Source organism: Streptomyces sp. NPDC015130 (genome assembly GCF_043080005.1).
GTDB lineage: Bacteria > Actinomycetota > Actinomycetes > Streptomycetales > Streptomycetaceae > Streptomyces.
In genome coordinates this window covers 192,863-214,383 of record NZ_JBIBVC010000007.1, presented here as the reverse complement: position 1 = coordinate 214,383, position 21,521 = coordinate 192,863, and the positions used below count along the sequence as shown (strand labels likewise).

The 21,521-nt window shown below is 71.8% G+C and carries 19 protein-coding genes; 12 read left to right on the top strand and 7 right to left on the bottom strand.

The genetic code is table 11. The features are described from left to right. Positions 1 to 101: 101 nt before the first annotated feature. Positions 102 to 1,349 (top strand): MFS transporter, encoded by a 1,248-nt coding sequence (locus tag ACF08F_RS17100; protein ID WP_392299296.1) that lies wholly within the window; start codon positions 102 to 104, stop codon positions 1,347 to 1,349. Here the strand turns inward: ACF08F_RS17100 and ACF08F_RS17095 are convergent. Beyond that, on the bottom strand, positions 1,320 to 1,922 hold the full coding sequence (locus tag ACF08F_RS17095) for a HEAT repeat domain-containing protein (RefSeq protein WP_392299295.1): 603 nt from the start codon (positions 1,920 to 1,922) through the stop codon (positions 1,320 to 1,322). The genes ACF08F_RS17100 and ACF08F_RS17095 overlap by 30 nt on opposite strands. A 347-nt stretch (positions 1,923 to 2,269) precedes the next feature. On the opposite strand from ACF08F_RS17095, the gene ACF08F_RS17090 reads away from it, so the two are divergent. The 9 genes from ACF08F_RS17090 (at position 2,270) to pssA (ending at position 13,176) form a co-directional block, all read left to right on the top strand. Continuing rightward, complete coding sequence (locus ACF08F_RS17090) at positions 2,270 to 4,051, top strand: 3-hydroxyacyl-CoA dehydrogenase family protein (protein ID WP_392299294.1); 1,782 nt, start codon at positions 2,270 to 2,272, stop codon at positions 4,049 to 4,051. A gap of 115 nt (positions 4,052 to 4,166) precedes the next feature. Further along, entirely contained in the window at positions 4,167 to 4,985 is an 819-nt protein-coding gene (locus ACF08F_RS17085) for a TetR family transcriptional regulator (protein ID WP_392299293.1), read from the top strand. A 411-nt stretch (positions 4,986 to 5,396) separates the two neighbouring features. Continuing rightward, positions 5,397 to 6,734 carry a crotonyl-CoA carboxylase/reductase gene (gene ccrA, locus ACF08F_RS17080; RefSeq protein ID WP_392299292.1) on the top strand — a complete coding sequence of 446 codons (1,338 nt, stop codon included), beginning with the start codon at positions 5,397 to 5,399 and terminating at the stop codon, positions 6,732 to 6,734. Between the two features lie 14 nt (positions 6,735 to 6,748). Further along, entirely contained in the window at positions 6,749 to 8,785 is a 2,037-nt protein-coding gene (locus ACF08F_RS17075; protein ID WP_392299291.1) for a protein meaA, read from the top strand. After that, complete coding sequence (locus tag ACF08F_RS17070; protein WP_015037486.1) at positions 8,782 to 9,747, top strand: CoA ester lyase; 966 nt, start codon at positions 8,782 to 8,784, stop codon at positions 9,745 to 9,747. Before ACF08F_RS17075 ends, ACF08F_RS17070 begins: the two co-directional genes overlap by 4 nt. 4 nt (positions 9,748 to 9,751) lie before the next feature. After that, a complete protein-coding gene (locus tag ACF08F_RS17065; RefSeq protein WP_030320137.1) occupies positions 9,752 to 10,276 on the top strand; it encodes a MaoC family dehydratase in 525 nt (174 codons plus the stop codon). 2 nt (positions 10,277 to 10,278) lie between these two features. Continuing rightward, positions 10,279 to 11,484 (top strand): acyl-CoA dehydrogenase family protein, encoded by a 1,206-nt coding sequence (locus tag ACF08F_RS17060; protein WP_358474353.1) that lies wholly within the window; start codon positions 10,279 to 10,281, stop codon positions 11,482 to 11,484. Positions 11,485 to 11,654: 170 nt separating this feature from the next. After that, entirely contained in the window at positions 11,655 to 12,311 is a 657-nt protein-coding gene (locus tag ACF08F_RS17055) for a phosphatidylserine decarboxylase (RefSeq protein ID WP_392299290.1), read from the top strand. Beyond that, positions 12,304 to 13,176, top strand: a complete 873-nt coding sequence (gene pssA, locus ACF08F_RS17050; RefSeq protein WP_392299527.1) for a CDP-diacylglycerol--serine O-phosphatidyltransferase — start codon at positions 12,304 to 12,306, stop codon at positions 13,174 to 13,176. The genes ACF08F_RS17055 and pssA overlap by 8 nt, the downstream gene beginning before the upstream one ends. A 102-nt stretch (positions 13,177 to 13,278) precedes the next feature. Here pssA and ACF08F_RS17045 read toward each other — a convergent pair whose 3' ends face one another. Further along, positions 13,279 to 14,328 carry a GNAT family N-acetyltransferase gene (locus ACF08F_RS17045; protein WP_392299289.1) on the bottom strand — a complete coding sequence of 350 codons (1,050 nt, stop codon included), beginning with the start codon at positions 14,326 to 14,328 and terminating at the stop codon, positions 13,279 to 13,281. A gap of 57 nt (positions 14,329 to 14,385) precedes the next feature. Here ACF08F_RS17045 and ACF08F_RS17040 point away from each other — a divergent pair, with 57 nt between their 5' ends. After that, on the top strand, positions 14,386 to 15,222 hold the full coding sequence (locus tag ACF08F_RS17040) for an NAD-dependent epimerase/dehydratase family protein (RefSeq protein WP_392299288.1): 837 nt from the start codon (positions 14,386 to 14,388) through the stop codon (positions 15,220 to 15,222). Here ACF08F_RS17040 and ACF08F_RS17035 read toward each other — a convergent pair. Genes ACF08F_RS17035 through ACF08F_RS17015 form a run of 5 tightly spaced genes read right to left on the bottom strand, consistent with a single transcriptional unit; the run spans position 15,210 to position 20,079 of the window. Continuing rightward, positions 15,210 to 16,475, bottom strand: coding sequence for an ABC transporter substrate-binding protein (locus ACF08F_RS17035; protein ID WP_392299287.1), 1,266 nt, complete (start codon positions 16,473 to 16,475; stop codon positions 15,210 to 15,212). The two genes, ACF08F_RS17040 and ACF08F_RS17035, sit on opposite strands and share 13 nt — an antisense overlap. Beyond that, on the bottom strand, positions 16,472 to 17,599 hold the full coding sequence (locus tag ACF08F_RS17030) for a branched-chain amino acid ABC transporter permease (RefSeq protein ID WP_392299286.1): 1,128 nt from the start codon (positions 17,597 to 17,599) through the stop codon (positions 16,472 to 16,474). Before ACF08F_RS17030 ends, ACF08F_RS17035 begins: the two co-directional genes overlap by 4 nt. Beyond that, positions 17,592 to 18,482, bottom strand: a complete 891-nt coding sequence (locus ACF08F_RS17025) for a branched-chain amino acid ABC transporter permease (RefSeq protein WP_055640585.1) — start codon at positions 18,480 to 18,482, stop codon at positions 17,592 to 17,594. The genes ACF08F_RS17030 and ACF08F_RS17025 overlap by 8 nt, the downstream gene beginning before the upstream one ends. Further along, entirely contained in the window at positions 18,479 to 19,264 is a 786-nt protein-coding gene (locus ACF08F_RS17020) for an ABC transporter ATP-binding protein (RefSeq protein ID WP_392299285.1), read from the bottom strand. Before ACF08F_RS17020 ends, ACF08F_RS17025 begins: the two co-directional genes overlap by 4 nt. Further along, on the bottom strand, positions 19,261 to 20,079 hold the full coding sequence (locus ACF08F_RS17015; protein ID WP_392299284.1) for an ABC transporter ATP-binding protein: 819 nt from the start codon (positions 20,077 to 20,079) through the stop codon (positions 19,261 to 19,263). The genes ACF08F_RS17020 and ACF08F_RS17015 overlap by 4 nt, the downstream gene beginning before the upstream one ends. 195 nt (positions 20,080 to 20,274) lie before the next feature. Between ACF08F_RS17015 and ACF08F_RS17010 the strand changes: the two genes are divergently transcribed. Then, positions 20,275 to 21,474, top strand: coding sequence for a PucR family transcriptional regulator (locus ACF08F_RS17010; protein ID WP_392299283.1), 1,200 nt, complete (start codon positions 20,275 to 20,277; stop codon positions 21,472 to 21,474). The last annotated feature ends 47 nt before the right edge of the window (positions 21,475 to 21,521 follow it).

The window sequence follows — 21,521 nt, the reverse complement described above, 5'->3', positions numbered from 1 at the left end:
ACCGTGCCCACGCGGCGCGGTCCTCAGCCGACCCAGCACGCTCCGGCGCCGCGGGCCCCACCGCCCGGCGCCCTTCCGAGGAACACCCGAGGTATTCCGCCGTGTCCGCGACCTCCCCTGCTCTGTCCCCCACGCCCACCTACGCGGCGGTCCTGAGGATCCCGCATGTCCGCCGCACCTTCGGGGCGGCGCTGCTCGGGCGGCTCTCCAACGGGACGGCCCCGCTCTCCCTGCTCCTCTCGGTCAGGGCGAGCACCGGCTCGTACGCTGCGGCCGGCACGGTCATGGCCGCGTGGGGGCTGACCACCGTCCTGCTCTCGCCCGCGCGGGCGGCCCTCGTGGACCGCTTCGGACCGCGCCGGGCCCTGCCCCCGCTGGCGCTCGGATACGCGCTGCTGTTCATCGCGCTCGCGATGGCGGCCGCCGGGACCGCGCCCTCGTTTCTCACGCTCATGACGCTCGCCGGGGCGGCGGGCGCGGTGACCCCGCCGCTGGGCCCGGTGATGCGGGCCCAGTTGAGCGCGATGATCCCGGACCGGGATCTGCTGCGGCGCGCCTACAGCCTGGACACGGTGGCGGAGGAACTCCTCTTCGTCTCCGGTCCCTTGCTGGTGGGGCTGCTCACGGGGTACGCGCCGGCGGCGGCCGGGCTCGCGGTGAGCGCCGGACTCGTCCTGACCGGGACGCTCGCCCTCGTCTCGTCCCCGGCGGTGCGGGGCGGGGCCGGGAGGAAGAGGGCGGACGCGGGCGAAGCCTCCCGGGCGGGGACCGGGACGGCGCTCCCGGCGCGTGCCGGTGTCGTGCGGGCGGTCGCCGTCGCCGCCTCGATGGGCGTCTGCCTGGGCGCCTTCGACCTGCTGGTGATCGCCTTCGCCGACGAGCACCACCGGCCCGGGGTCGTGCCGTGGGCGATGTCGGCCCTGTCGGCGGGCAGCGCGGTCGGCGGTCTGGTGCTCGGCGCCGTGGACGTACGGATGCCCACCTCCGTACGGCTGTCGCTGCTCACGCTCGGGCTCGGCGCGGTCCTGGCGGCGGCGGGGCTGTCCCCTCATCCTTACGTCCTGGTCGGCTGCGTCGCGCTCGGCGGTCTGTTCCTGGCGCCCGCGCTCACGAGCGCCTATCTGCTCGCCGACGAGTCGGCGGGCCCCGGCCGTCGCACCCGGGCCGGGGCCTGGGTCAACACCGCGTTCAACGCGGGCACCACCGCGGCCACGGCCGGAGCGGGGCTTCTCGTCGGCCGGCTGCCCCTGGCCCTCTGTTTCGCGCTCGCGGCGCTGCCGGCCGTCGTCACGGCGGTCGTGACGCTGCTCCCGGCGCCGTCAGTCGCCGCCGCCGAGCCGGGCGAGTGACTCCTCGGCCGCGCGGCCGAGCCGGGGGTGCGGCAGCGCGGACTCCAATGCCGTGCGGGCCCGCGGGTCCCCGAGACTGCCGAGGCCCTCGACGCAGGCGAGTCCGACCCTCCAGTGGGGGTCGTCGGCCGGCAGCCGCCGCCGGAGGACGGTGATCAGGGCCGGTACGGATTCGGGGGCGCGGAGCTGAGCGAGGAGCCGGACGGGCAGGAGGGCGTAGGCGACGCGGAGTTCGTTGGTGGCGAGGGCAGCGGCGGCGCGGGCGGTGCGCGGGTCGCCGAGCCGGACCAGGGCGTGGGCGGCGGAGACGCAGCGCTCGGGGTCGCGGTGGTTGAGGAGGAGGACGAGCGCCTCGAAGGCCCGTGGGTCGCCCGCGAGTCCGAGCCTGAAGGCGGCGATCTCGTGGGCCCAGAGCGGCTGTCCGGGTGCGGTGAGGACCTGGTGGAGTTCCTCCGGGTCCGTCGTTCCGGCGAGTTCTCCGAATGCCGCCGGGACTTCTCCGGAGTCATTCTCGATCTCGTCGCGCAATCGATCGATCATCGAGCAGAATTCCGGATCCTCTGCGCTTTCCATGAATCCGAGCCTATCCGCGATCCAGATCACACTTTCCCAACTTGCCGGGACTGGCGCGCTCGTTACCGGCCGGTTAGTCTCAGGTGAGCGGGTCACCACCCGCGCTCCTCACAACAGCCTGGTGACGCAGCTGTTGTGAGCGTTTCGTCGGTTCGGCAGTTTTCGACGTGGCTCCGGGACAGAGTCCGTCGCCCTTTTCCCAGGGCATCGCCCGCTCCGTAGGGCATTGCCCTCTTCCGGGCATCGGCCCCTCCCAACGGGGCGGCGCCCTCGTTCTTTTCCTCCGCGCCCTTTCGCTCGCGCGCGCACTGCCCTCAGTCGTCACTCTTCCTCCCTGGAGTCCCCTGATGGACACCCCTCTCTCCACCATCGCCGTCGTCGGTCTCGGCACCATGGGCAGCGGCATCGCCGACGTCCTCGCCCGGGCCGGCCGTGAGGTCATCGGCATCGACATCGACGACACCGCCGCCGCCCGGGCCGTCGCCGCCCTGGAGGCCTCCACCGCCCGCGCCGTGGACCGCGAGCGGATCACCGAGGACGAGCGGCAGGACGTCCTGGCCCGCTTCCGCACCTTCTCCGACCTCCAGGCGGCCGCCGAGGCCGACCTCGTGATCGAGGTCGTCCCCGAGTCGTACGAGGCGAAGCAGGAGGTCTTCCGCGCGCTCGACGGGATCGTCCGCCCGGACGCGATCCTGGCCACCGGCACCAACGCGCTCTCCGTCACCCGGCTCGCCGCCGACTCCGCCCACCCCGAGCGGGTGCTCGGCCTGCACTTCTTCACGCCCGTGCAGGCGATGAAGCTGGTCGAGGTCGTCTCCTCCGTGCTGACCGACCCGCGGGCCGTCGACGCCGTCACCCGGCTCGCGCAGGACCTCGGCAAGGAGCCGGTGGCGGTCGGCGACCGGGCCGGTTTCATCGCGGACGGGCTGCTCTTCGGCTACCTGAACCAGGCCGCCGCCATGTACGAGGCCAAGTACGCCTCCCGCGAGGACATCGACGCGGCCATGAAGCTCGGCTGCGGTCTGCCGATGGGCCCGCTGGCGCTGCTCGACCTGATCGGCGTCGACACGGCCCGTACGGTCCTGGAGGCCATGTACGCCTCCTCGCACGACCGGCTGCACGCCCCCGCCCCGATCCTCAAGCAGCTCAGCGAGGCGGGCCTGACCGGCCGCAAGGCGGGCCGCGGCTTCTACACGTACGAGGCGCCGGGCTCCGGCGAGGTCGTGCGGGACGCGCTCACGCCGCTGACCTCGGCCGGCGCCGGTACCGCCCGCGAGGTCCGCTCGGTCGGCGTCGCCGGCTCCGGCACCATGGCCTCCGGCATCGCCGAGGTCTTCGCGAAGGCCGGGTACGAGGTCGTCCTCGCGGCCCGCTCGCAGGAGAAGGCGGACACGGCCAAGGCCCGGATCGCGAAGTCGCTGGGCCGCTCGGTCGACAAGGGCCGGATGACGGGCGAGGCCCGCGACGCGACGCTGGCCCTGATCACCCCGGCCGGCACGCTCGACGCCTTCGCCGACGTCGATCTGGCCCTGGAGGCCGTCGCCGAGGACCTGGAGGTCAAGCAGGAGCTGTTCGCGCGGCTCGACAAGATCTGCAAGCCGGGCGCGGTGCTCGCCACCACGACCTCCTCGCTGCCGGTCGTGGCCTGTGCCCGGGCCACCTCGCGCCCGCAGGACGTCATCGGGATGCACTTCTTCAACCCGGCGCCCGCGATGAAGCTGGTCGAGATCGTGCGTACGGTCCTGACGGCCGACGACGTCCACGCGACCGTCCGCGAGGTCACCGCGAAGATCCGCAAGCACCCGGTGGACTGCGGCGACCGCGCCGGCTTCATCGTGAACGCGCTGCTCTTCCCGTACCTGAACAACGCGATCAAGATGGTCCAGGAGCACTACGCGACCCTCGACGACATCGACGCCGCCATGAAGCTGGGCGGCGGGTACCCGATGGGCCCGTTCGAGCTGCTCGACGTGGTCGGTCTGGACGTCTCGCTCGCGATCGAGCAGGTGCTGCACCGCGAGTTCCGCGACCCGGGCCTCGCCCCCGCCCCGCTCCTGGAGCACCTGGTGGCGGCCGGCTGCCTCGGCCGCAAGACGGGACGCGGCTTCCGCGAATATGCCCGCCGCTGAGCCGCCCACAGCGGGCTGGGGCGGCCTGCTGAGCTCCCCGGGCGCCTCCGGTGCCCCGGGGGGCTCCCCGCCCCCACCTGGGCACACTCCCACTCCGATGCAGTACGTTCGGACCATGCCCAAGGCCACGAAGACACCCCGTGCCACGTCCCCGTCCGACGCTCCGGAGAGCGCGGCGGGCACCCGTGCCGCCGCCCAGCGGCTCAAGATGCGCCGGGAGCTGGCCACGGCGGCGATGGAGCTCTTCGCCACCAAGGGGTACGAGGCGACGACCGTCGACGAGATCGCGGCCACGGCCGGGGTCGCCCGGCGGACCTTCTTCCGCCACTTCCGCTCCAAGGAAGAGGCGATCTTCCCGGACCACGACGACACGCTGGTGCGGGCGGAGGCGGTGCTGAACGCCGCTCCGCCGCACGAGCACCCGCTCGACACCGTGTGCCGGGGCATCAAGGAAGTCATGAAGATGTACGCGGGCTCCCCCGCGGTCTCCGTGGAGCGGTACCGGCTGACCCGCGAGGTGCCGACCCTGCGGGAGCGCGAGATCGCCTCGGTGGCCCGCTACGAGCGGCTGTTCACCCGCTATCTCCTGGGCCATTTCGACGAGCGCGACCACCACGACGGCAACGACGACCCGCTGCTCGCGGAGGTGGCCGCCTCGGCGGTCGTCACCGCGCACAACCACGTGCTGCGCCGCTGGCTGCGGGCGGGCGGCCAGGGCGACGTGGAGGCCCAGCTGGACCACGCCTTCGCGATCGTCCGGGACACCTTCGGCAGCGGGATAGGCGCGGGCCGGCCGGCCCCGTCCCCGCAGCCCGAGCAGGCGCCGGTCGCCAGGGCCTCCACCACCGGTGACGTGGTGGTCGCCGTGGCCCGCACGGACGCCCCCCTCGACGAGGTCATGCGCACCATCCAGCAGGCGCTCCAGAGCCCCTGAGAACGCCTCGAACACCGCTCCACCGAGCAGGCCGCTCCCGGTTCCCGGGGGCGGCCTTCTTCGTATCGCCCCAGTTCAGGGCGGATTTCGATCGATCATCGCTCATCCGTGACGGGCGGATTGCATCTGAGTGAAATTGTTGGCACGCAGTGCCTTGTGCGGTGGCACGGCGTGTCATACGTTGATGTTGTCCGGGCGGCCGGCGAGCAGAGAACACCTCGTTCGCCGGCTGTCCCCACAAGCCGACGGCTCGTGCGCCCGGACGCCTGCGTCACAGGCACCCTCGCGCCACCAGCGCCGCGCCACCGCACCACCCGAGCCGAACCGACGGCACACCTCCACAGCAGCAGCACTCCCCGCCGTAACCCCCAGGCGTCCCTCCCTCAGGACGCTCACCGCCGGAGGCAACCCGTGAAGGAAATCCTGGCCGCGATCCAGTCGCAGGACGCCACGTCCGCCGACTTCGCGAACATCCCGCTCCCCGAGACGTACCGGGGCATCACCGTCCACAAGGACGAGGCCGAGATGTTCGCCGGGCTCGCCAGCCGCGACAAGGACCCGCGCAAGTCGCTGCACCTCGACGACGTGCCCCTGCCCGAGCTCGGCCCGGGCGAGGCCCTGGTCGCCGTCATGGCCTCCTCGGTCAACTACAACTCGGTCTGGACCTCGATCTTCGAGCCGGTGTCGACCTTCGGCTTCCTGGAGCGCTACGGCCGCCTCAGCGACCTCAGCAAGCGCCACGACCTGCCGTACCACGTCATCGGCTCCGACCTCGCGGGCGTCGTGCTGCGCACCGGCCCCGGCGTCAACAGCTGGAAGCCCGGCGACGAGGTCGTCGCGCACTGCCTCTCGGTCGAGCTGGAGTCCTCCGACGGCCACAACGACACGATGCTCGACCCCGAGCAGCGCATCTGGGGCTTCGAGACCAACTTCGGCGGCCTGGCCGAGATCGCCCTCGTCAAGTCGAACCAGCTGATGCCGAAGCCCGGCCACCTCAGCTGGGAGGAGGCGGCCTCCCCGGGCCTCGTGAACTCCACCGCCTACCGCCAGCTGGTCTCCAACAACGGCGCCGGCATGAAGCAGGGCGACAACGTCCTCATCTGGGGCGCGAGCGGCGGCCTCGGCTCGTACGCCACGCAGTTCGCCCTCGCCGGCGGCGCCAACCCGATCTGTGTCGTCTCCTCCCCGGAGAAGGCCGACATCTGCCGCTCCATGGGCGCCGAGGCGGTCATCGACCGCAACGCCGAGGGTTACAAGTTCTGGAAGGACGAGAACACCCAGGACCCGCGGGAGTGGAAGCGCTTCGGCTCCAAGATCCGCGAGCTGACCGGCGGCGAGGACATCGACATCGTCTTCGAGCACCCGGGCCGCGAGACCTTCGGCGCCTCGGTGTACGTCACCCGCAAGGGCGGCACCATCACCACCTGCGCCTCGACCTCGGGCTACATGCACCAGTACGACAACCGCTACCTGTGGATGTCGCTGAAGCGCATCATCGGCTCGCACTTCGCGAACTACCGCGAGGCCTGGGAGGCGAACCGCCTGATCGCCAAGGGCAAGATCCACCCCACCCTGTCGAAGGTCTACTCCCTGGAGGAGACCGGCCAGGCCGCCTACGACGTCCACCGCAACCTGCACCAGGGCAAGGTCGGCGTCCTCGCGCTCGCGCCGCAGGAGGGCCTGGGCGTCAGCAACCCCGAGCTGCGTGAGAAGCACATCGACGCCATCAACCGCTTCCGCAACATCTGACCCCGGGACCATAGATGACTGAGCGCCAGAAGGACCGGCCGTGGCTCATGCGGACCTACGCCGGTCACTCGACCGCCGAGGCGTCCAACGAGCTGTACCGGCGCAACCTCGCCAAGGGGCAGACCGGCCTCTCGGTCGCGTTCGACCTGCCGACGCAGACGGGCTACGACCCCGACCACATCCTCGCCCGCGGCGAGGTCGGCCGGGTCGGCGTCCCCGTCTCCCACCTCGGTGACATGCGACGGCTGTTCCAGGACATCCCCCTGGAGCAGATGAACACCTCGATGACCATCAACGCCACGGCGATGTGGCTCCTGGCGCTCTACCAGGTGGCCGCCGAGGAGCAGGGTGCGGACATCACCAAGCTCCAGGGCACCACCCAGAACGACATCGTGAAGGAGTACCTGTCGCGCGGGACGCACGTCTTCCCGCCCGGCCCCTCGCTCCGCCTCACGACGGACATGATCGCGTACACGGTCAACAACATCCCGAAGTGGAACCCGATCAACATCTGCAGCTACCACCTGCAGGAGGCGGGGGCCACTCCGGTCCAGGAGATCTCGTACGCGATGTCCACCGCGATCGCGGTGCTCGACTCGGTCCGCGACTCCGGTCAGGTCCCGGAGGACCGCTTCGGCGAGGTCGTCGCCCGCATCTCGTTCTTCGTGAACGCGGGCGTCCGCTTCGTCGAGGAGATGTGCAAGATGCGCGCCTTCGGCCGCATCTGGGACAAGATCACCCACGAGCGGTACGGGATCGAGAACGAGAAGCAGCGCCGGTTCCGCTACGGCGTACAGGTCAACTCGCTCGGCCTGACCGAGGCCCAGCCGGAGAACAACGTCCAGCGGATCGTCCTGGAGATGCTGGCCGTCACCCTCTCCAAGGACGCCCGCGCCCGGGCCGTGCAGCTCCCCGCCTGGAACGAGGCGCTCGGTCTGCCCCGGCCCTGGGACCAGCAGTGGTCGCTCCGCATCCAGCAGGTGCTCGCCCACGAGTCCGACCTGCTGGAGTACGAGGACATCTTCGCCGGCTCGCACGTGATCGAGGCCAAGGTCGACTCGCTCGTCGAGCAGTGCCTGGCCGAGATCGAGCGGATCCAGGAGATGGGCGGCGCGATGGCCGCCGTCGAGTCCGGCTACCTCAAGTCGCAGCTCGTCTCCTCGCACGCCGAGCGGCGCGCCCGGATCGAGGCCGGCGACGAGAAGATCGTCGGCGTCAACATCTTCCAGTCGACGGAGGAGAACCCCCTCACCGCCGATCTGGACACCGCGATCATGACGGTCGACCCGGCCGTCGAGGCGCGGGTGGTGGGCTCGCTGAAGACGTGGCGGGACAACCGCTACCAGCCGCCGTTCAACCACCCGCGCCCCTGCAAGGCCCTCGAACGCCTCAAGGAGGCCGCCAAGGGCACCGGCAACCTCATGGAGGCCACCCTCGAGTGCGCCCGCGCCGGGGTCACCACCGGTGAGTGGACCGAGGCCCTGCGCGAGGTCTTCGGCGAGTTCCGGGCCCCGACCGGCGTCTCCTCGGCCCCGGTCGCGGTGACGGCGGAGGCGGGCACCCCGCTGGCCCTCGTGCGGGAGAAGGTGGCGCGGACCGCCGAGGACCTCGGCGCCGGGCGGCTGCGGCTGCTCGTCGGCAAGCCGGGCCTGGACGGGCACTCCAACGGCGCCGAGCAGATCGCCGTACGCGCCCGTGACGCCGGTTTCGAGGTCGTCTACCAGGGCATCCGGCTGACCCCCGAGCAGATCGTCAACGCGGCCCTCGCGGAGGACGTGCACTGCGTGGGCCTGTCGATCCTCTCCGGCTCGCACGCCGAGCTGGTCCCGGACGTCCTCGACCGCCTCCGCGAGGCCGGCGCGACCGATGTGCCGGTCATCGTCGGCGGGATCATCCCGAACGCCGACGCCGCAGATCTGAGGCGTGCGGGTGTCGCCGCCGTCTTCACACCGAAGGACTTCGGCATCACGGAGATCATCGGCCGTATCGTCGACGAGATCCGGCAAGCGAACAAGCTCAGCCCCCTTGAAAGTACGGAGGTCCCCGCATGACCAGCCCCGTGAACCGTCTGCGTCCGCGCCGCTCCTGCCTCGCGGTCCCCGGCTCCAACCCGCGGTTCCTGGAGAAGGCCCAGGGCCTCGCCGCCGACCAGGTCTTCCTCGACCTGGAGGACGCCTGCGCGCCGCTGGCCAAGCCCGAGGCACGCCACACCATCGTGAAGTTCCTCAACGAGGGCGACTGGACCGGCAAGACCAGGGTCGTGCGGGTCAACGACTGGACGACCCACTGGACGTACCGCGACGTCGTCACGGTCGTCGAGGGCGCCGGCCAGAACCTCGACTGCATCATGCTGCCGAAGGTCCAGGACGCCCAGCAGATCGTCGCCCTGGACCTGCTGCTCACCCAGATCGAGAAGACGATGGGCTTCGAGGTCGGCAAGATCGGCATCGAGGCGCAGATCGAGAACGCCCAGGGCCTCACCAACGTCAACGCGATCGCGCAGGCCTCCCAGCGCGTCGAGACGATCATCTTCGGCCCGGCCGACTTCATGGCCTCCATCAACATGAAGTCGCTGGTCGTGGGCGAGCAGCCGCCGGGCTACCCGGCCGACGCCTACCACCACATCCTGATGAGCATCCTGATGGCCGCCCGCGCCAACAACCTCCAGGCGATCGACGGCCCCTACCTCCAGATCCGCAACCAGGAGGGCTACAAGGCCGTCGCGCAGCGCGCCGCCGCCCTCGGTTTCGACGGCAAGTGGGTGCTGCACCCGGACCAGGTCGCCGCCGCGAACGAGATCTTCTCGCCCTCGCAGGAGGACTACGACCACGCCGAGCTGATCCTCGACGCGTACGACTACTACACGTCCGAGGCCGGCGGGAAGAAGGGCTCCGCGATGCTCGGCGACGAGATGATCGACGAGGCCTCCCGCAAGATGGCCCTGGTCATCTCCGGCAAGGGCCGCGCCGCCGGCATGCAGCGCACCAGCAAGTTCGAGATCCCGGAGGCGTAGCACCATGCAGTTCGGCCGTACCTACGAAGAGTTCGAAGTCGGTGCCGTCTACAAGCACTGGCCCGGAAAGACGGTCACCGAGTACGACGACCACCTCTTCTGTCTGCTGACGATGAACCACCATCCGCTGCACATGGATGTGAATTACGCCGAGAACACGACGGACTTCGGGAAGAACGTCGTCGTCGGCAACTACATCTACTCGCTGCTGCTCGGCATGTCCGTGCCGGACGTCTCCGGCAAGGCCATCGCCAACCTGGAGATCGAGTCGCTGCGGCACGTGGCGCCGACCTTCCACGGCGACACGATCTACGGCGAGACGACGGTCCTGGACAAGACCCCGTCGAAGTCGAAGAACGACCGCGGCATCGTCTACGTCGAGACCAAGGGCTACAAGCAGGACGGCACCCTCGTGTGCGTCTTCCGCCGCAAGGTCATGGTGCCCACCGAGACGTACATCAAGGAGCGCGGCGGCGAGCAGCCCGGCCGCCCCGAGCTGATCGAGCCCGCCAAGAAGACGGAGAAGTAGCCATGGCCCGACTCGCCCAGACCGCCGGGCTCACGGACGTCCAGCAGGAGATCCTCAAGACCGTCCGGGAGTTCGTCGACAAGGAGATCATCCCGGTCGCCACCGAGCTGGAGCACCGCGACGAGTACCCCCAGCAGATCGTGGACGGGCTCAAGGAGCTCGGTCTCTTCGGTCTGATGATCCCCGAGGAGTACGGGGGCCTGGGCGAGTCGCTGCTCACCTACGCGCTGTGCGTGGAGGAGATCGCCCGCGGCTGGATGTCGGTCTCCGGCATCATCAACACGCACTTCATCGTCGCGTACATGCTGAAGCAGCACGGCACGCAGGAGCAGAAGGAGTACTTCCTTCCGCGGATGGCGGCCGGCGAGACGCGCGGCGCGTTCTCGATGTCGGAGCCGGGCCTCGGCTCGGACGTGTCGGCCATCACCTCGAAGGCGGTCAAGGACGGCGACGAGTACGTCCTGAACGGTCAGAAGATGTGGCTGACGAACGGCGGAACGTCAACGCTGGTCGCCGTTCTCGTCCGAAGTGACGAAGGACACCCGGAGGGCACCGCCCCCCACAAGTCGATGACGACCTTCCTCGTCGAGAAGGAGCCCGGCTTCGGAGAGGTCCGCCCCGGCCTCACCATCCCCGGGAAGATCGACAAGATGGGTTACAAGGGCGTCGACACGACCGAACTCATCATGGACGGACTGCGCATTCCGGCCAATCGGGTCCTCGGCGGCACGACGGGCCGCGGGTTTTACCAAATGATGGACGGCGTGGAGGTCGGCCGTGTGAACGTGGCGGCGCGTGGTTGCGGTGTCGCGCAGCGTGCTTTCGAACTGGGTGTCTCGTATGCCCAGCAACGTCACACTTTCGGCAAGCCGATCGCCGAACACCAGGCGATTCAGTTCAAGCTTGCCGAGATGGCTACCAAGGTCGAGGCCGCTCATGCCATGATGGTGAACGCAGCACGCAAAAAGGACTCCGGGGAACGAAACGACCTCGAAGCAGGGATGGCGAAGTACCTCGCCTCCGAATACTGCAAGGAGGTCGTCGAGGATGCCTTCCGCATTCACGGCGGGTACGGGTTCTCGAAGGAGTACGAGATCGAGCGTCTCTACCGTGAGGCGCCGATGCTGCTCATCGGTGAAGGTACCGCCGAGATCCAGAAAATGATCATTGGTCGTCGGCTCCTGGAGGAGTACCGATTCCAGGGCTGATTGTCGCTTTTGAGTCGGTACGGCCGCGAAGAAGATCACACCCCGTGTTCGTCTTCCGGCCGTCGACTCGGTTCCTGGCTTGCCCAGTTGCGCCCCGCAACCGATAGCATCGCCGGAAAGCCGCCGTCCCCCCGTTGCCAGTGCGGCATCATCCGCTACGAAGGTCATCCATGCCCGACAGTCGAACCTCTGCACATCGCGACAGCCTCAAGGGCGCACGCATCGCACGCGGAGCATCGCCGTGGCTTCTGCCGACCGTGGCCACCGCGGCGCTCAGCCTCGCGCGCTCCCGCAAGTCGAGGCGCGCCGCGGCCATCGCCGTGCCGACCACCGCTCTCGCGGCCGGCATGCTCTGGTTCTTCCGCGACCCCGAGCGCGAGATCGCTCAGGGCCGGGTCATCTCCCCCGCCGACGGTGTGGTGCAGAGCATCATGCCGTGGAAGGACGGACGCACCCGGGTCGCCATCTTCATGAGCCCGCTGAACGTCCACGTCAACCGTGCGCCGCTGTCCGGCACGGTGACGTCCGTGGAGCACGTCCCCGGCGGGTTCGTCCCGGCGTTCAACAAGGAGTCCGAGAACAACGAGCGCGTGGTGTGGCACTTCGACACCGAGCTCGGCGACATCGAGATGGTCCAGATCGCGGGCGCCGTCGCACGACGCATCGTGCCGTACATCCCGCAGGGGACGAAGGTCGAGCAGGGTGACCGGATCGGTCTGATCCGCTTCGGCTCGCGGGTCGACATCTACCTCCCGGAGGGTGTCGAGGTCGCCGTCGAGGTCGGCCAGGCCACGACCGCGGGGGTGACTCGCATTGACCGTGATTGATCCCGACACACGGGCTGCCGAATGGGTTGCCGACGCCGAGGCGGAGGCGGCCGACGAGGCCGAGGAGATGCCGCTGTCGTTGAGGCTGTCCATAGCGGACGCCCTCACGCTCGGTAACGCCACGTGCGGCTTCATGGCGGTCTACTTCACGACGACCGGCATCCTGATCCCGCACCTCACCGGCAGCACGGAGACCGGCATGGCGCGCAACAGCGCCGCCACCGCCGTGATCCTGATGCTGGCCGCGGCGATCTTCGACCTCTTCGACGGCATCGTGGCGCGCAAGCTCCGCAGCTCGCCGATGGGCGCCGAGCTCGACAACCTGTCGGACCTCATCAGCTTCGGTCTGGCCCCGGCCTACTTCGTCCTCGTGTACGGAATGGTCGCGGTGCCGGACGGCGCGCAGCAGAAGGTCTCGGCGGTGGCCGCGGTCGCGGTGCTGCTCGCCGTGGTCCTGAGGCTCGCGAGATTCTCGTGCGTGACGATGAAGGACGGCATGTTCCAGGGCATGCCGAGCCCCTTCGGCGCGCTGACGGTCGTCTCGATCGTGCTGCTGGAGCTGCCGTTCGTCCCGACGCTCCTCGCGATCATCGGGGTGGCGTGGCTGATGGTGAGCCGGGTCGAGTACCCCAAGCCGCGGGGCGTCCTCGCGGTGGCGATGCTCGCCTGGATCGTCGGTGCCATGGGCATGCTGGCCGCCTGGGCCTTCGACGCCCCGGGCGGGGCGTTCCTGCTCCAGACCGGGTGCGCGCTCCAGGTGGTGATGGGCGCCGTGATCCCCCTCTTCGCGACGGCCCGCCGGGTGAACACCTTCCGCGGCAACCGGCGCGAGAGTCGGGAGGCTCGCGCGGCGCAGCTGCGGTAGCGCGACGAACGAGTGGTACGTGAAGGGCCCCGGGAGGCGATCAGCCTCCCGGGGCCCTTACGTGTGCCCGGAGGGCGTGCCGGCGGGTCCGGGCCTGTGCCGTCAGCCGAGGCGCTTGTAGTAGAGCGTGGTGGGGCGGAGGGTGCCGGCCGGGTCGGCGGCGAAGTCCGGGATCGTGCCGGCGGCCGTCCAGCCCGCTCCCCGGTAGAGCCGCTCGGCCGGGCTGCCGGTCTGGGTGTCCAGGACGAGCAGGGTGAGGCCGGTGGCGGCGGCGTGGGCCTCGGCCGTGGCGAGCAGGCGGTGGCCGAGGCCCTGGCCGCGGGCGGAGCTGTGGACGAGGAGCCGGGCGATCTCGCCGCGGTGCCGGCCGTTGGCGGTGCCGGTGCGGACGAGGGTCACGACGCCGGTCAGGCCGCCGCCCGGGGCGTGGGCGGCCCAGACGTCCCGTACGCCGGCCGCGGCCTCCTCGGCGACGTCCGACCACCAGGAGGCCGCCCGGGCCGCGTCCAGGGGCGCCAGGAAGCCCACGGAGGCCCCTCCGTCGACGGCGTCCACGAGGAGCGCGGCGAGACCGTCGGCGGCGTGGGCCCGTACGGCCTCGGGAGACAGCCGCTCGACCGTGTCGAGGGGCTTCTCCGGGCGTCCGACCGTGTCGAGGGGCTTCTCCAGGCAGAGGAGGTCCGGCCGGTCGTCCCAGGAGGCGACGACGCCGAAGCCGAGGCCGCGGTAGAGGGCGAGCGGCTCCTCGCGCCAGGACCAGACCGTGAGGCGCACGGCGGGCGCGCCGGAGGCGGCGGCGCGGCGCAGGGCCTCGGCCATGAGCATGCGGGCGAGCCCCTTCCGGCGTGCCCCGGGCGCGACCCAGAGCCGCTTGATCTCGGGCGGGCGGCCGTCCCGGGGCGCCTTGAGGACGACGCAGCCCGCCGGGGCGTCGGCGCCTGTGGGGGTGGCCAGGAGGACGGTGTCGGCGGCGAAGGCGGTGGCGGGGTCCTCGGCCTCGGCGCGGTACACGGCCGGGAGCTCCGCGACCGTCTTCACGGCCGCGCCCTTCTCGGCCTGGTTGACCAGGTGGTAGGCGCCGAGCAGGCCGGCCAGGCCGGGGTGGGAGCGGTTCTCCTCGATGCCGATGTGCGCGGTCGTACGTGCAGTCATGGCCCGAGCTTCACACCGGGATGTTTCCGGGAGGTGAAGATCTTCTACGGTGGGCGCATGCGTGTACTGGTCGCGGGCGCCACGGGCGCCGTGGGTCGTCAGCTCGTCCCCCGCCTCGCGGCGGCGGGGCACGAGGTCGTGGGGATCTCCCGGCGCGGTCCACGCCCGGTGGACGTGCTCGACGCCGGGGCGGTGCGGCGCGCGGTCGCCGAGGCCGCGCCGGACGCCGTGGTGCACCAGCTGACGGACCTGGGCGGCGCGGACGGCGCCGCGAACGACCGGGTGCGGGTCGAGGGCACCCGGAACCTCGTGGACGCGGCCCTGGCGGCGGGCGTCGGGCGGATCGTCGCGCAGTCGATCAGCTGGGCGTACGCCCCCGGGGACGCGCCCGCCGACGAGTCCGTACCGCTCGACGGGACGGAGGAGCCGCCCCGGGCCCGGATCGTCGCTGGGGTGCGGGCGCTGGAGTCCGTGGTGTCCGAACTCCCCGAGGCCGTCGTCCTGCGCTACGGGATCCTCTACGGGCCCGGTACCTGGTACGCGCCGGGCGGCGCGGTGGCCGCCGCGCTGGCCGGGGACCCGGGGGCCCGGTTCCTGGGCAGCACGGCGGCGGACGCCTCGGTGAGCTCGTTCGTGCACGTCGGCGATGCCGCGGACGCGGCCGTACGGGCCCTCTCGTGGCCCTCGGGGGCGTACAACGTCGTGGACGACGAGCCCGCGGCCGGTCACGACTGGCTGCCGGTCCTGGCGGGGGCCCTGGGCGTCCCCGCCCCGGAGCGGACCACGGGGCGGACCCCGTGGGCCCGGGGCGCGGTGAACGCCCGGGCCCGGGCCCTCGGCTGGGCCCCGGTCCGCCCGTCGTGGCGGACCGGGTTCACGGATCAGGGCGTGTAGGACTTCGCCGCGTCCGCGACGAAGGGCTGCCGGACCGTGCGCATGCCGCCGGGGACGGACTTGTCCGGCTGGATGATGACGGACTCGCGGGAGGACGGTGCCTTCGGGTCGCCCAGGTCGTGGGTCATGCCGAAGCCCGCGTCGTAGGCCTTCAGGGTCAGGAGCGCCTTGTCGACGCCCTCACGCGTGAGGTCCTTGTCCGCGCAGGCCTTCTTCAGGGCCTCGCCGAAGACCCCGGCCGCGGTCCAGCCGGCGACGATGCCGTTGTCGAGGCCGTCGCCCGGGTAGGCGGCCCGGTAGTCGGCGACGAGCTTCTTCGCCGTCGGGGTGTCCGCGCCGATGGGCAGGCTCGGCGAGGCGAACCAGTACATCTTCTCCAGGGCGGGGCCCGCCTGGGTGCCGAGGAGCTGCGGCGCGAACGCCGAGTTGTTGCCGATGACCGGGACCTTGAGTCCGGTGGCCGCGGCGACGCCGACGAGCGAGGCGGCCTGGCGGGGGCCCGCGCTGATGACGACGGCCTTGACCCCGGCCTGCTTGAGCGCCGAGACCTGGGCCGACATGTCGTTGTCGGTGGGCTTGATCTTCTGCTCGACGACGGTCAGGCCGGCCTTCCCGGCCGCGTACTTCGAACCCTTCAGGGCGTTCTCGCCGTAGTCGCCCTCGAAGTAGACGTGGCCGAGCTTGTCGCCGGACTCGAGGCCCTTCTCCTTGAGCAGGAAGTCGACGGCGTTGATCGTCTCGACGTCGTACGTGGCGCCCAGGACGCGGATGTACGGGGAGCCGAGCAGCGAGGCCGACCAGGCCTGGGGCAGGACGAGCCCCTTGTCCTTGCCGTCGACCTGGGGCTTGACCGCGGCGACGAACGGGGAGCCGATGAACTGGGTGTAGCCGACGACCTTGGGCTCCAGCTCGGTGTAGGCGGAGAGCGCCTTCTGCGGGTCGTAGCCGTGGTCGCGGACCGTGAGCTCCAGCTGCCGGCCGCAGATCCCGCCGGCGGCATTGACCTGCTTCACGTACAGCTGCTGGGCCTGGGTGACGCTCTTCCCGAGGGTCGCGTAGACGCCGGTCATGTCGGTGAGGGCGCCGAGGGCGATCGTCTTGTCGGTGATGCCCTCGCCGGTCTTCACCCCGCCCGCGCCGGTCTGCTTGCCGTCGCCCGTCTTCGCCTTGGAACTGCATCCGGCGGCGGTGAGCGCGACCAGTGCGGCGAGCGCGGCGGCCAGGCCCCGCACGGCCTGTCGTCGGTGGTTCATCGTGCCTCCCCTGAGGGTTCGGTGGTCGGGGTGTCGGTGGGTGTGGGGCTCTGGGGTGGGGGGCTCTTCGGTTTTCGCGCGGCGAGGCGGGCCAGGCCGCCGGGCAGGAACAGCACCACCGCGACGACGGCCGCGCCGTAGAGGTAGCGCGAGGCCTCCCCCGGTGCGATCCCGCCCGTCCCGGGGGCGGAGACCAGGGGCAGCGCGTCGCTGTACCGGGTGAGGAGCTGCGGCAGGAGGGAGACGAAGACGCCTCCGGCTACCGCGCCGGCGACCGAGCCGAGACCGCCGATGACGATCATGGCCAGGTATTCGAGGGACAGCGCCATGCCGAAGTACTCCGGCACGGTCCGCTGGAAGACCAGGGCGAGCAGGACGCCGGCCAGGCCCGCGTACATGGACGAGAGGACGAAGACGGCGGCGCGGTAGCGGGCGACGGGGATGCCCATGACCCCGGCGGCGATCCGGTGGTCCCGGATCGCGTTCATCGCGCGCCCCGGGCGGCCCCTGAGGACTCCGCGGGCGAAGAGGACCCCGCCGAGGAGCAGGGCGAGTCCCAGGTACCAGAGCTTCTCGACGGCTCCGAACGGGACCTGGGCGACGAGGAGTTCGCTGTCGTCGAAGGTCAGGCCGAAGAGGGAGAGCGGTGGCACCGCGCGGCCGTTGTAACCGCCGGTGAGGTCATGGGCGTTGAAGAGCACGTGCTGCCCGATGAAGATCAGCGCGAGGGTGGCGATGCCGAGGTACGCGCCGCGCAGCCGGCCGGCGATGGGGCTGAACACCCCGCCGGCCAGGCCCGCGAGGGCCACCGCGAGGACGGCGGCGAGCCAGCCGGGCAGGCCGAGACCGGCGAGTCCGTCCGTGCCGTCACCGGCGAAGAGGCAGTAGCCGTAGGCGCCGACGGCGAGGAAGAAGGCGTGTCCCATGGAGAGTTGGCCGGTGGCTCCGGTCAACAGGTTGATGCCGAGGGCTCCCAGGGCCGCCGCCATGGCGAACAGCCCTGCCTGGAGCCAGAACCGGTCCAGGTAGAACGGGAGCGCGACGAGGACGAGGGCGGCCGCGGCCCAGCCGTACACCGCGGGGGTGCGGACCCGCAGGCCGCTCCGGGTGAGGGTCTCAGACACGGGCGAGCTCCTTCGTGCCGAAGAGTCCGGCCGGGCGGATCAGCAGCACCGCGACCATGACGAGGTAGGGGGCGAGGTCGCCGATTCCGCGGCCGAGGAAGGCCAGGTCGCTCTGGTAGCCGGTGGCGAGGGACTCGGTGATGCCGACGAGGAGTCCGCCGACGAGGGCGCCCGTGGTGGAGTCGAGGCCGCCGAGGATGGCGGCGGGGAAGGCCTTGAGGGCGGCGAGCGAGGTGGCCCGTTCCAGGCCGGGCGTCGGGAAGACCGTGAGGAACAGCGCGGCGACGGCGGCGAGGGCGCCGGCGACCGCCCAGGCCCCGAGCGAGACCCGGCCGAGCCTGATGCCCATGAGGGCGGCGGTCTCCTGGTTCTCGGCGGCGGCGCGCATGGCGACGCCCCAGGACGTGTAGCGGAAGGCGAGCAGGAAGGCGGTGATCAGGAGGGCCGCGACGAGGAGCGCGGCGATCCGGGTCTGGGCGATGGTGACCGGGCCGACGGTGAGGACGGCGTCGCCCCACGGGTCGCCGAGGGCGAGGATGTCGGTGCCGATCCGCCGCGTCAGCTCGGTCGCGAGCAGGATGTCGACGCCGATCGTGACGATCGCGAGGACGCTGTGGTCGGCGCCCCGGTGGCGGCGCATCACGAAGAACTCGACGGCCGCGCCGACCACCGCCGCACCCGCGATGCCGGCGAGCAGCGCGGGCCAGAAGCCGATCTCGTCGTGGAGCACGGCGGTGACGTAGCCGCCGGCCAGGAGGAGGGAGGCGTGGGCGAAGTTGACGACCTCGGTGGCGCGGAAGATGACCACGAAGCCGAGGGCGATGAGGGCGTAGATCGAGCCCAGTGAGACGCCGTTGATCAGGAACTCGGCGAAGGTGCTCACGCGGCGGACTCCTCTCCGAGGTAGGCGCGGACGACCGCCGGGTCGTTCTGGATGTCGCCGGGGGTTCCGTCGGCGATGCGGCGGCCGAAGTCGAGGACGGTGACGGAGTCGGCGAGCCGCATCACCAGGCCCATGTCGTGCTCGACGAGCAGGACCGAGATGCCGAGGCCGTCGCGGACGCCCGCGATGACGGAGGCGGTACGGCGCCGCTCGTCGGCGGTCATGCCGGCGACGGGCTCGTCGAGGAGCAGCAGCTTCGGCTCCATGCAGAGGGCGCGGGCCAGTTCGGCGAGCTTCTGCTGCCCGTACGGGAGGGAGCCCGCGGGCTGCGCGAGCTGCTTCTCCAGCCCGACGAACGCGGCGACCTCCCGGACCCTGGCCCGGTGGCGGGCCTCCTCGCGGGCGGCGGAGGGCAGCCGGAGGCCGGCGGCGAGGAAGCCGGTGCGGGTGAGCCGGTGGCGGCCGAGCATCAGGCTGTCCTCGACGGTGGCGCGGGGCGGCAGGGCCAGGTTCTGGAAGATCCGGCCGACGCCGAGGTCCGCGATCCGGTGCGGGGGCAGGGCGGTCAGCTCGTGCGGCCCGAGGCGGACGGAGCCGGCGGTGGCCCGGTAGACACCGGAGAGCACGTTGAAGCAGGTGGACTTGCCGGCGCCGTTGGGGCCGATGAGGGCGTGGACGGTGCCGGGCCGGACGGTGAAGCCGATGCCGTCGAGGGCGGTGAGCCCGGCGAACCGTACGGTCAGGTCGCGGACTTCAAGGGCGGGCGGCGGTGTCTCGGTCATCGGGTCTCCTCCCAGCGGGACAGGACCGGGTGCGCGGCGCGGGCCCGGGCCGCGTCGGCGGCGGCGTCCTCGTCGACCACGCCCAGGTAGCGGCGGCGGACCTCGTCGGAGGCGGCGAGTTCGGCGGCGGGCCCCGAGAGGGTGACCTCGCCGACCTCCAGGACGTACGCGCGGGAGGCGAGGCGCAGGGCGAGCGCCGCGTTCTGCTCGACGAGCAGCACCGCCGTGCCCTGGGCGTTGATCTCACGGACGGCGTCCGCGATCCGGGCGGCCATGAGCGGGGCGAGCCCGAGGGACGGCTCGTCGAGGAGGAGCAGGCCCGGCGCGGCCATCAGGGCGCGGCCGACGGCGAGCATCTGCTGTTCGCCGCCGGAGAGCAGCCCCGCCTGCTGGCGGGCGCGGTCGGCGAGGACCGGGAAGAGCTCGTGGACGCGGCGGAGCGCGGCGGCCTTCGCCGCGCGGTCGCCGCGGCGGCCGAGTGCGCCGGCGCGCAGGTTGTCCTCGACGGTCATCCGGGCGAAGACCTGGCGGCCCTCCGGCACCTGGGAGACGCCGGCGGCGACGACCCGGTCGGGCGGCAGCCCGTCGAGCGGCCGTCCCTCGCGGCTCACCGTCCCGGAGACCACGGACCCGCCGTGGAACCGCAGGGTGCGCGAGACGGCCCGCAGCAGGGTCGACTTGCCGGCGCCGTTGCCGCCCAGGACGGTGACGACGGCGCCCGCCGGCACGGTCAGCGACACCTGGCGCAGTGCGCGCACCGGTCCGTATCCCGCCGTGAGGTCCTTGACCTCCAGGGCGGGTGCGGTTCCTCCCATGGATCCCCTTCCCCGGCCGCCTTTGTCGCTCGGCCGTTCAGTGGCGCTCACCCCAGCACCGCGCCGGACCGCCCGTCCACGCCCGGCGGCCGAATCGCTGCCGGTGACCAGCGGGGACGGCGACGGGCTGTGCATGCGCACAACGCTGCGCGTCAGGGGTGTGCCGAGGGGCCCGGCGCGGTGGATCCTCCGGGCATGGGACGGCGCAGACGGCGGACCGGTGACGACTGGAAGGTGCTCGCCGAGGCGTGCACGACGCTTCTGGAGCGGGTGCCGGAGCTGGTGGACGAGCATCTGAGGGAGCTGCACGCGTACGAGCCCGCCTACGGGCGGATCCTGCCGTACGACCAGCACTGGCAGGAGGCCCACGAGGCGATGCGGATCGGGGTCGAGATGATCTCGGCGCCCCGGAACTCGCCCCGGCGGGATCTGGAGCACGCGGAGGAGATGGGCCGTCGGCGGGCCGCGCAGGGCATGCCGCTGGAGCTGGTCGTGCACGCGTACCGGCACGCCGGGCACCTCGTGTGGGACGCGCTGATCGAGGGCGCGGGGGCGGACGCGGCGCAGCTGGCGGCGCTGATGCAGTCGGCGACGACGGTGTGGTCGGCGGTGGACGCGCAGGCGGACACGGCGTCGGAGGCATACCGGTCGAGGGAGGCGGAGCTGCGCCGCCGGACCGACGAGCAGCTCCAGGCGCTCCTGGACGCGCTGCTCCAGGGGCAGCGGTCGCCGGAGCTGGTGGCACGGGCGGCGGCGGGGCTCGACCTGCCGGAGCAGGGGCGGTACGCGGTGGTGGTGCTGCGCTACGACCGGCGGGAGGAGCGGGAGCCGTTCCACCGGCAGGTGCAGGGCGAGGGCGTGCGGTTCCTGTGGCGGATGGGCGCGGACTGCGAGATCGGGGTGGTGGCGCTGGCCGGGGAGACCGGTCTGGACGCGCTGTCGGAGCTCCTCGACGGGCGGTGCCCGGGGCCGGGCGGGATCAGTCCGGTGGTGGTCGGCCTGACCGAGCTGGGCCGGGCGCGGCGCCTGGCGGAGCTGGCCCTGCGGACGTGCCCGCCGGGGAGCCGGGAGATCGTGCGGCTGGACCGCCGGATGGCGGGTGCGCTGGTGGTGGGCCAGCCGGAGGTGGCGAGCCTGCTGGTCTCGGACGTCCTGGGCGGTCTCCTGGAGCTGGACCCGGCGGACCGGGCGGTCCTGCTGGAGACGCTGGACGTGTGGCTCGACTGCGAGGGGTCGGCGGGGCGGGCGGCGGGGCGGCTGTACTGCCACCGGAACACGGTCTTCAACCGCCTGCGCCGCCTGGAGCAGCTGACGTCCCGGTCCCTGTCCCGCCCTCGGGACCTCACGGAGATGACCCTGGCCCTGGACGCCTTCCGGCTGACGGCGTCGGGGTGAGGGGTACGCGTACGGCCTGCGGGCCCGGAAGCCGTACGCGGTTACGG

What these genes read in the sequence shown, in the direction of transcription:
- ACF08F_RS17095 (WP_392299295.1), bottom strand. Translation starts at nt 1,922, where the DNA reads ATGGAAAGCGCAGAGGATCCGGAATTCTGCTCGATGATCGATCGATTG.
- ACF08F_RS17090 (WP_392299294.1), top strand. Translation starts at nt 2,270, where the DNA reads ATGGACACCCCTCTCTCCACCATCGCCGTCGTCGGTCTCGGCACCATG.
- ACF08F_RS17085 (WP_392299293.1), top strand. Translation starts at nt 4,167, where the DNA reads ATGCCCAAGGCCACGAAGACACCCCGTGCCACGTCCCCGTCCGACGCT.
- ACF08F_RS17075 (WP_392299291.1), top strand. Translation starts at nt 6,749, where the DNA reads ATGACTGAGCGCCAGAAGGACCGGCCGTGGCTCATGCGGACCTACGCC.
- ACF08F_RS17070 (WP_015037486.1), top strand. Translation starts at nt 8,782, where the DNA reads ATGACCAGCCCCGTGAACCGTCTGCGTCCGCGCCGCTCCTGCCTCGCG.
- ACF08F_RS17065 (WP_030320137.1), top strand. Translation starts at nt 9,752, where the DNA reads ATGCAGTTCGGCCGTACCTACGAAGAGTTCGAAGTCGGTGCCGTCTAC.
- ACF08F_RS17060 (WP_358474353.1), top strand. Translation starts at nt 10,279, where the DNA reads ATGGCCCGACTCGCCCAGACCGCCGGGCTCACGGACGTCCAGCAGGAG.
- ACF08F_RS17055 (WP_392299290.1), top strand. Translation starts at nt 11,655, where the DNA reads ATGCCCGACAGTCGAACCTCTGCACATCGCGACAGCCTCAAGGGCGCA.
- ACF08F_RS17045 (WP_392299289.1), bottom strand. Translation starts at nt 14,328, where the DNA reads ATGACTGCACGTACGACCGCGCACATCGGCATCGAGGAGAACCGCTCC.
- ACF08F_RS17040 (WP_392299288.1), top strand. Translation starts at nt 14,386, where the DNA reads ATGCGTGTACTGGTCGCGGGCGCCACGGGCGCCGTGGGTCGTCAGCTC.
- ACF08F_RS17035 (WP_392299287.1), bottom strand. Translation starts at nt 16,475, where the DNA reads ATGAACCACCGACGACAGGCCGTGCGGGGCCTGGCCGCCGCGCTCGCC.
- ACF08F_RS17020 (WP_392299285.1), bottom strand. Translation starts at nt 19,264, where the DNA reads ATGACCGAGACACCGCCGCCCGCCCTTGAAGTCCGCGACCTGACCGTA.
- ACF08F_RS17015 (WP_392299284.1), bottom strand. Translation starts at nt 20,079, where the DNA reads ATGGGAGGAACCGCACCCGCCCTGGAGGTCAAGGACCTCACGGCGGGA.
- ACF08F_RS17010 (WP_392299283.1), top strand. Translation starts at nt 20,275, where the DNA reads ATGGGACGGCGCAGACGGCGGACCGGTGACGACTGGAAGGTGCTCGCC.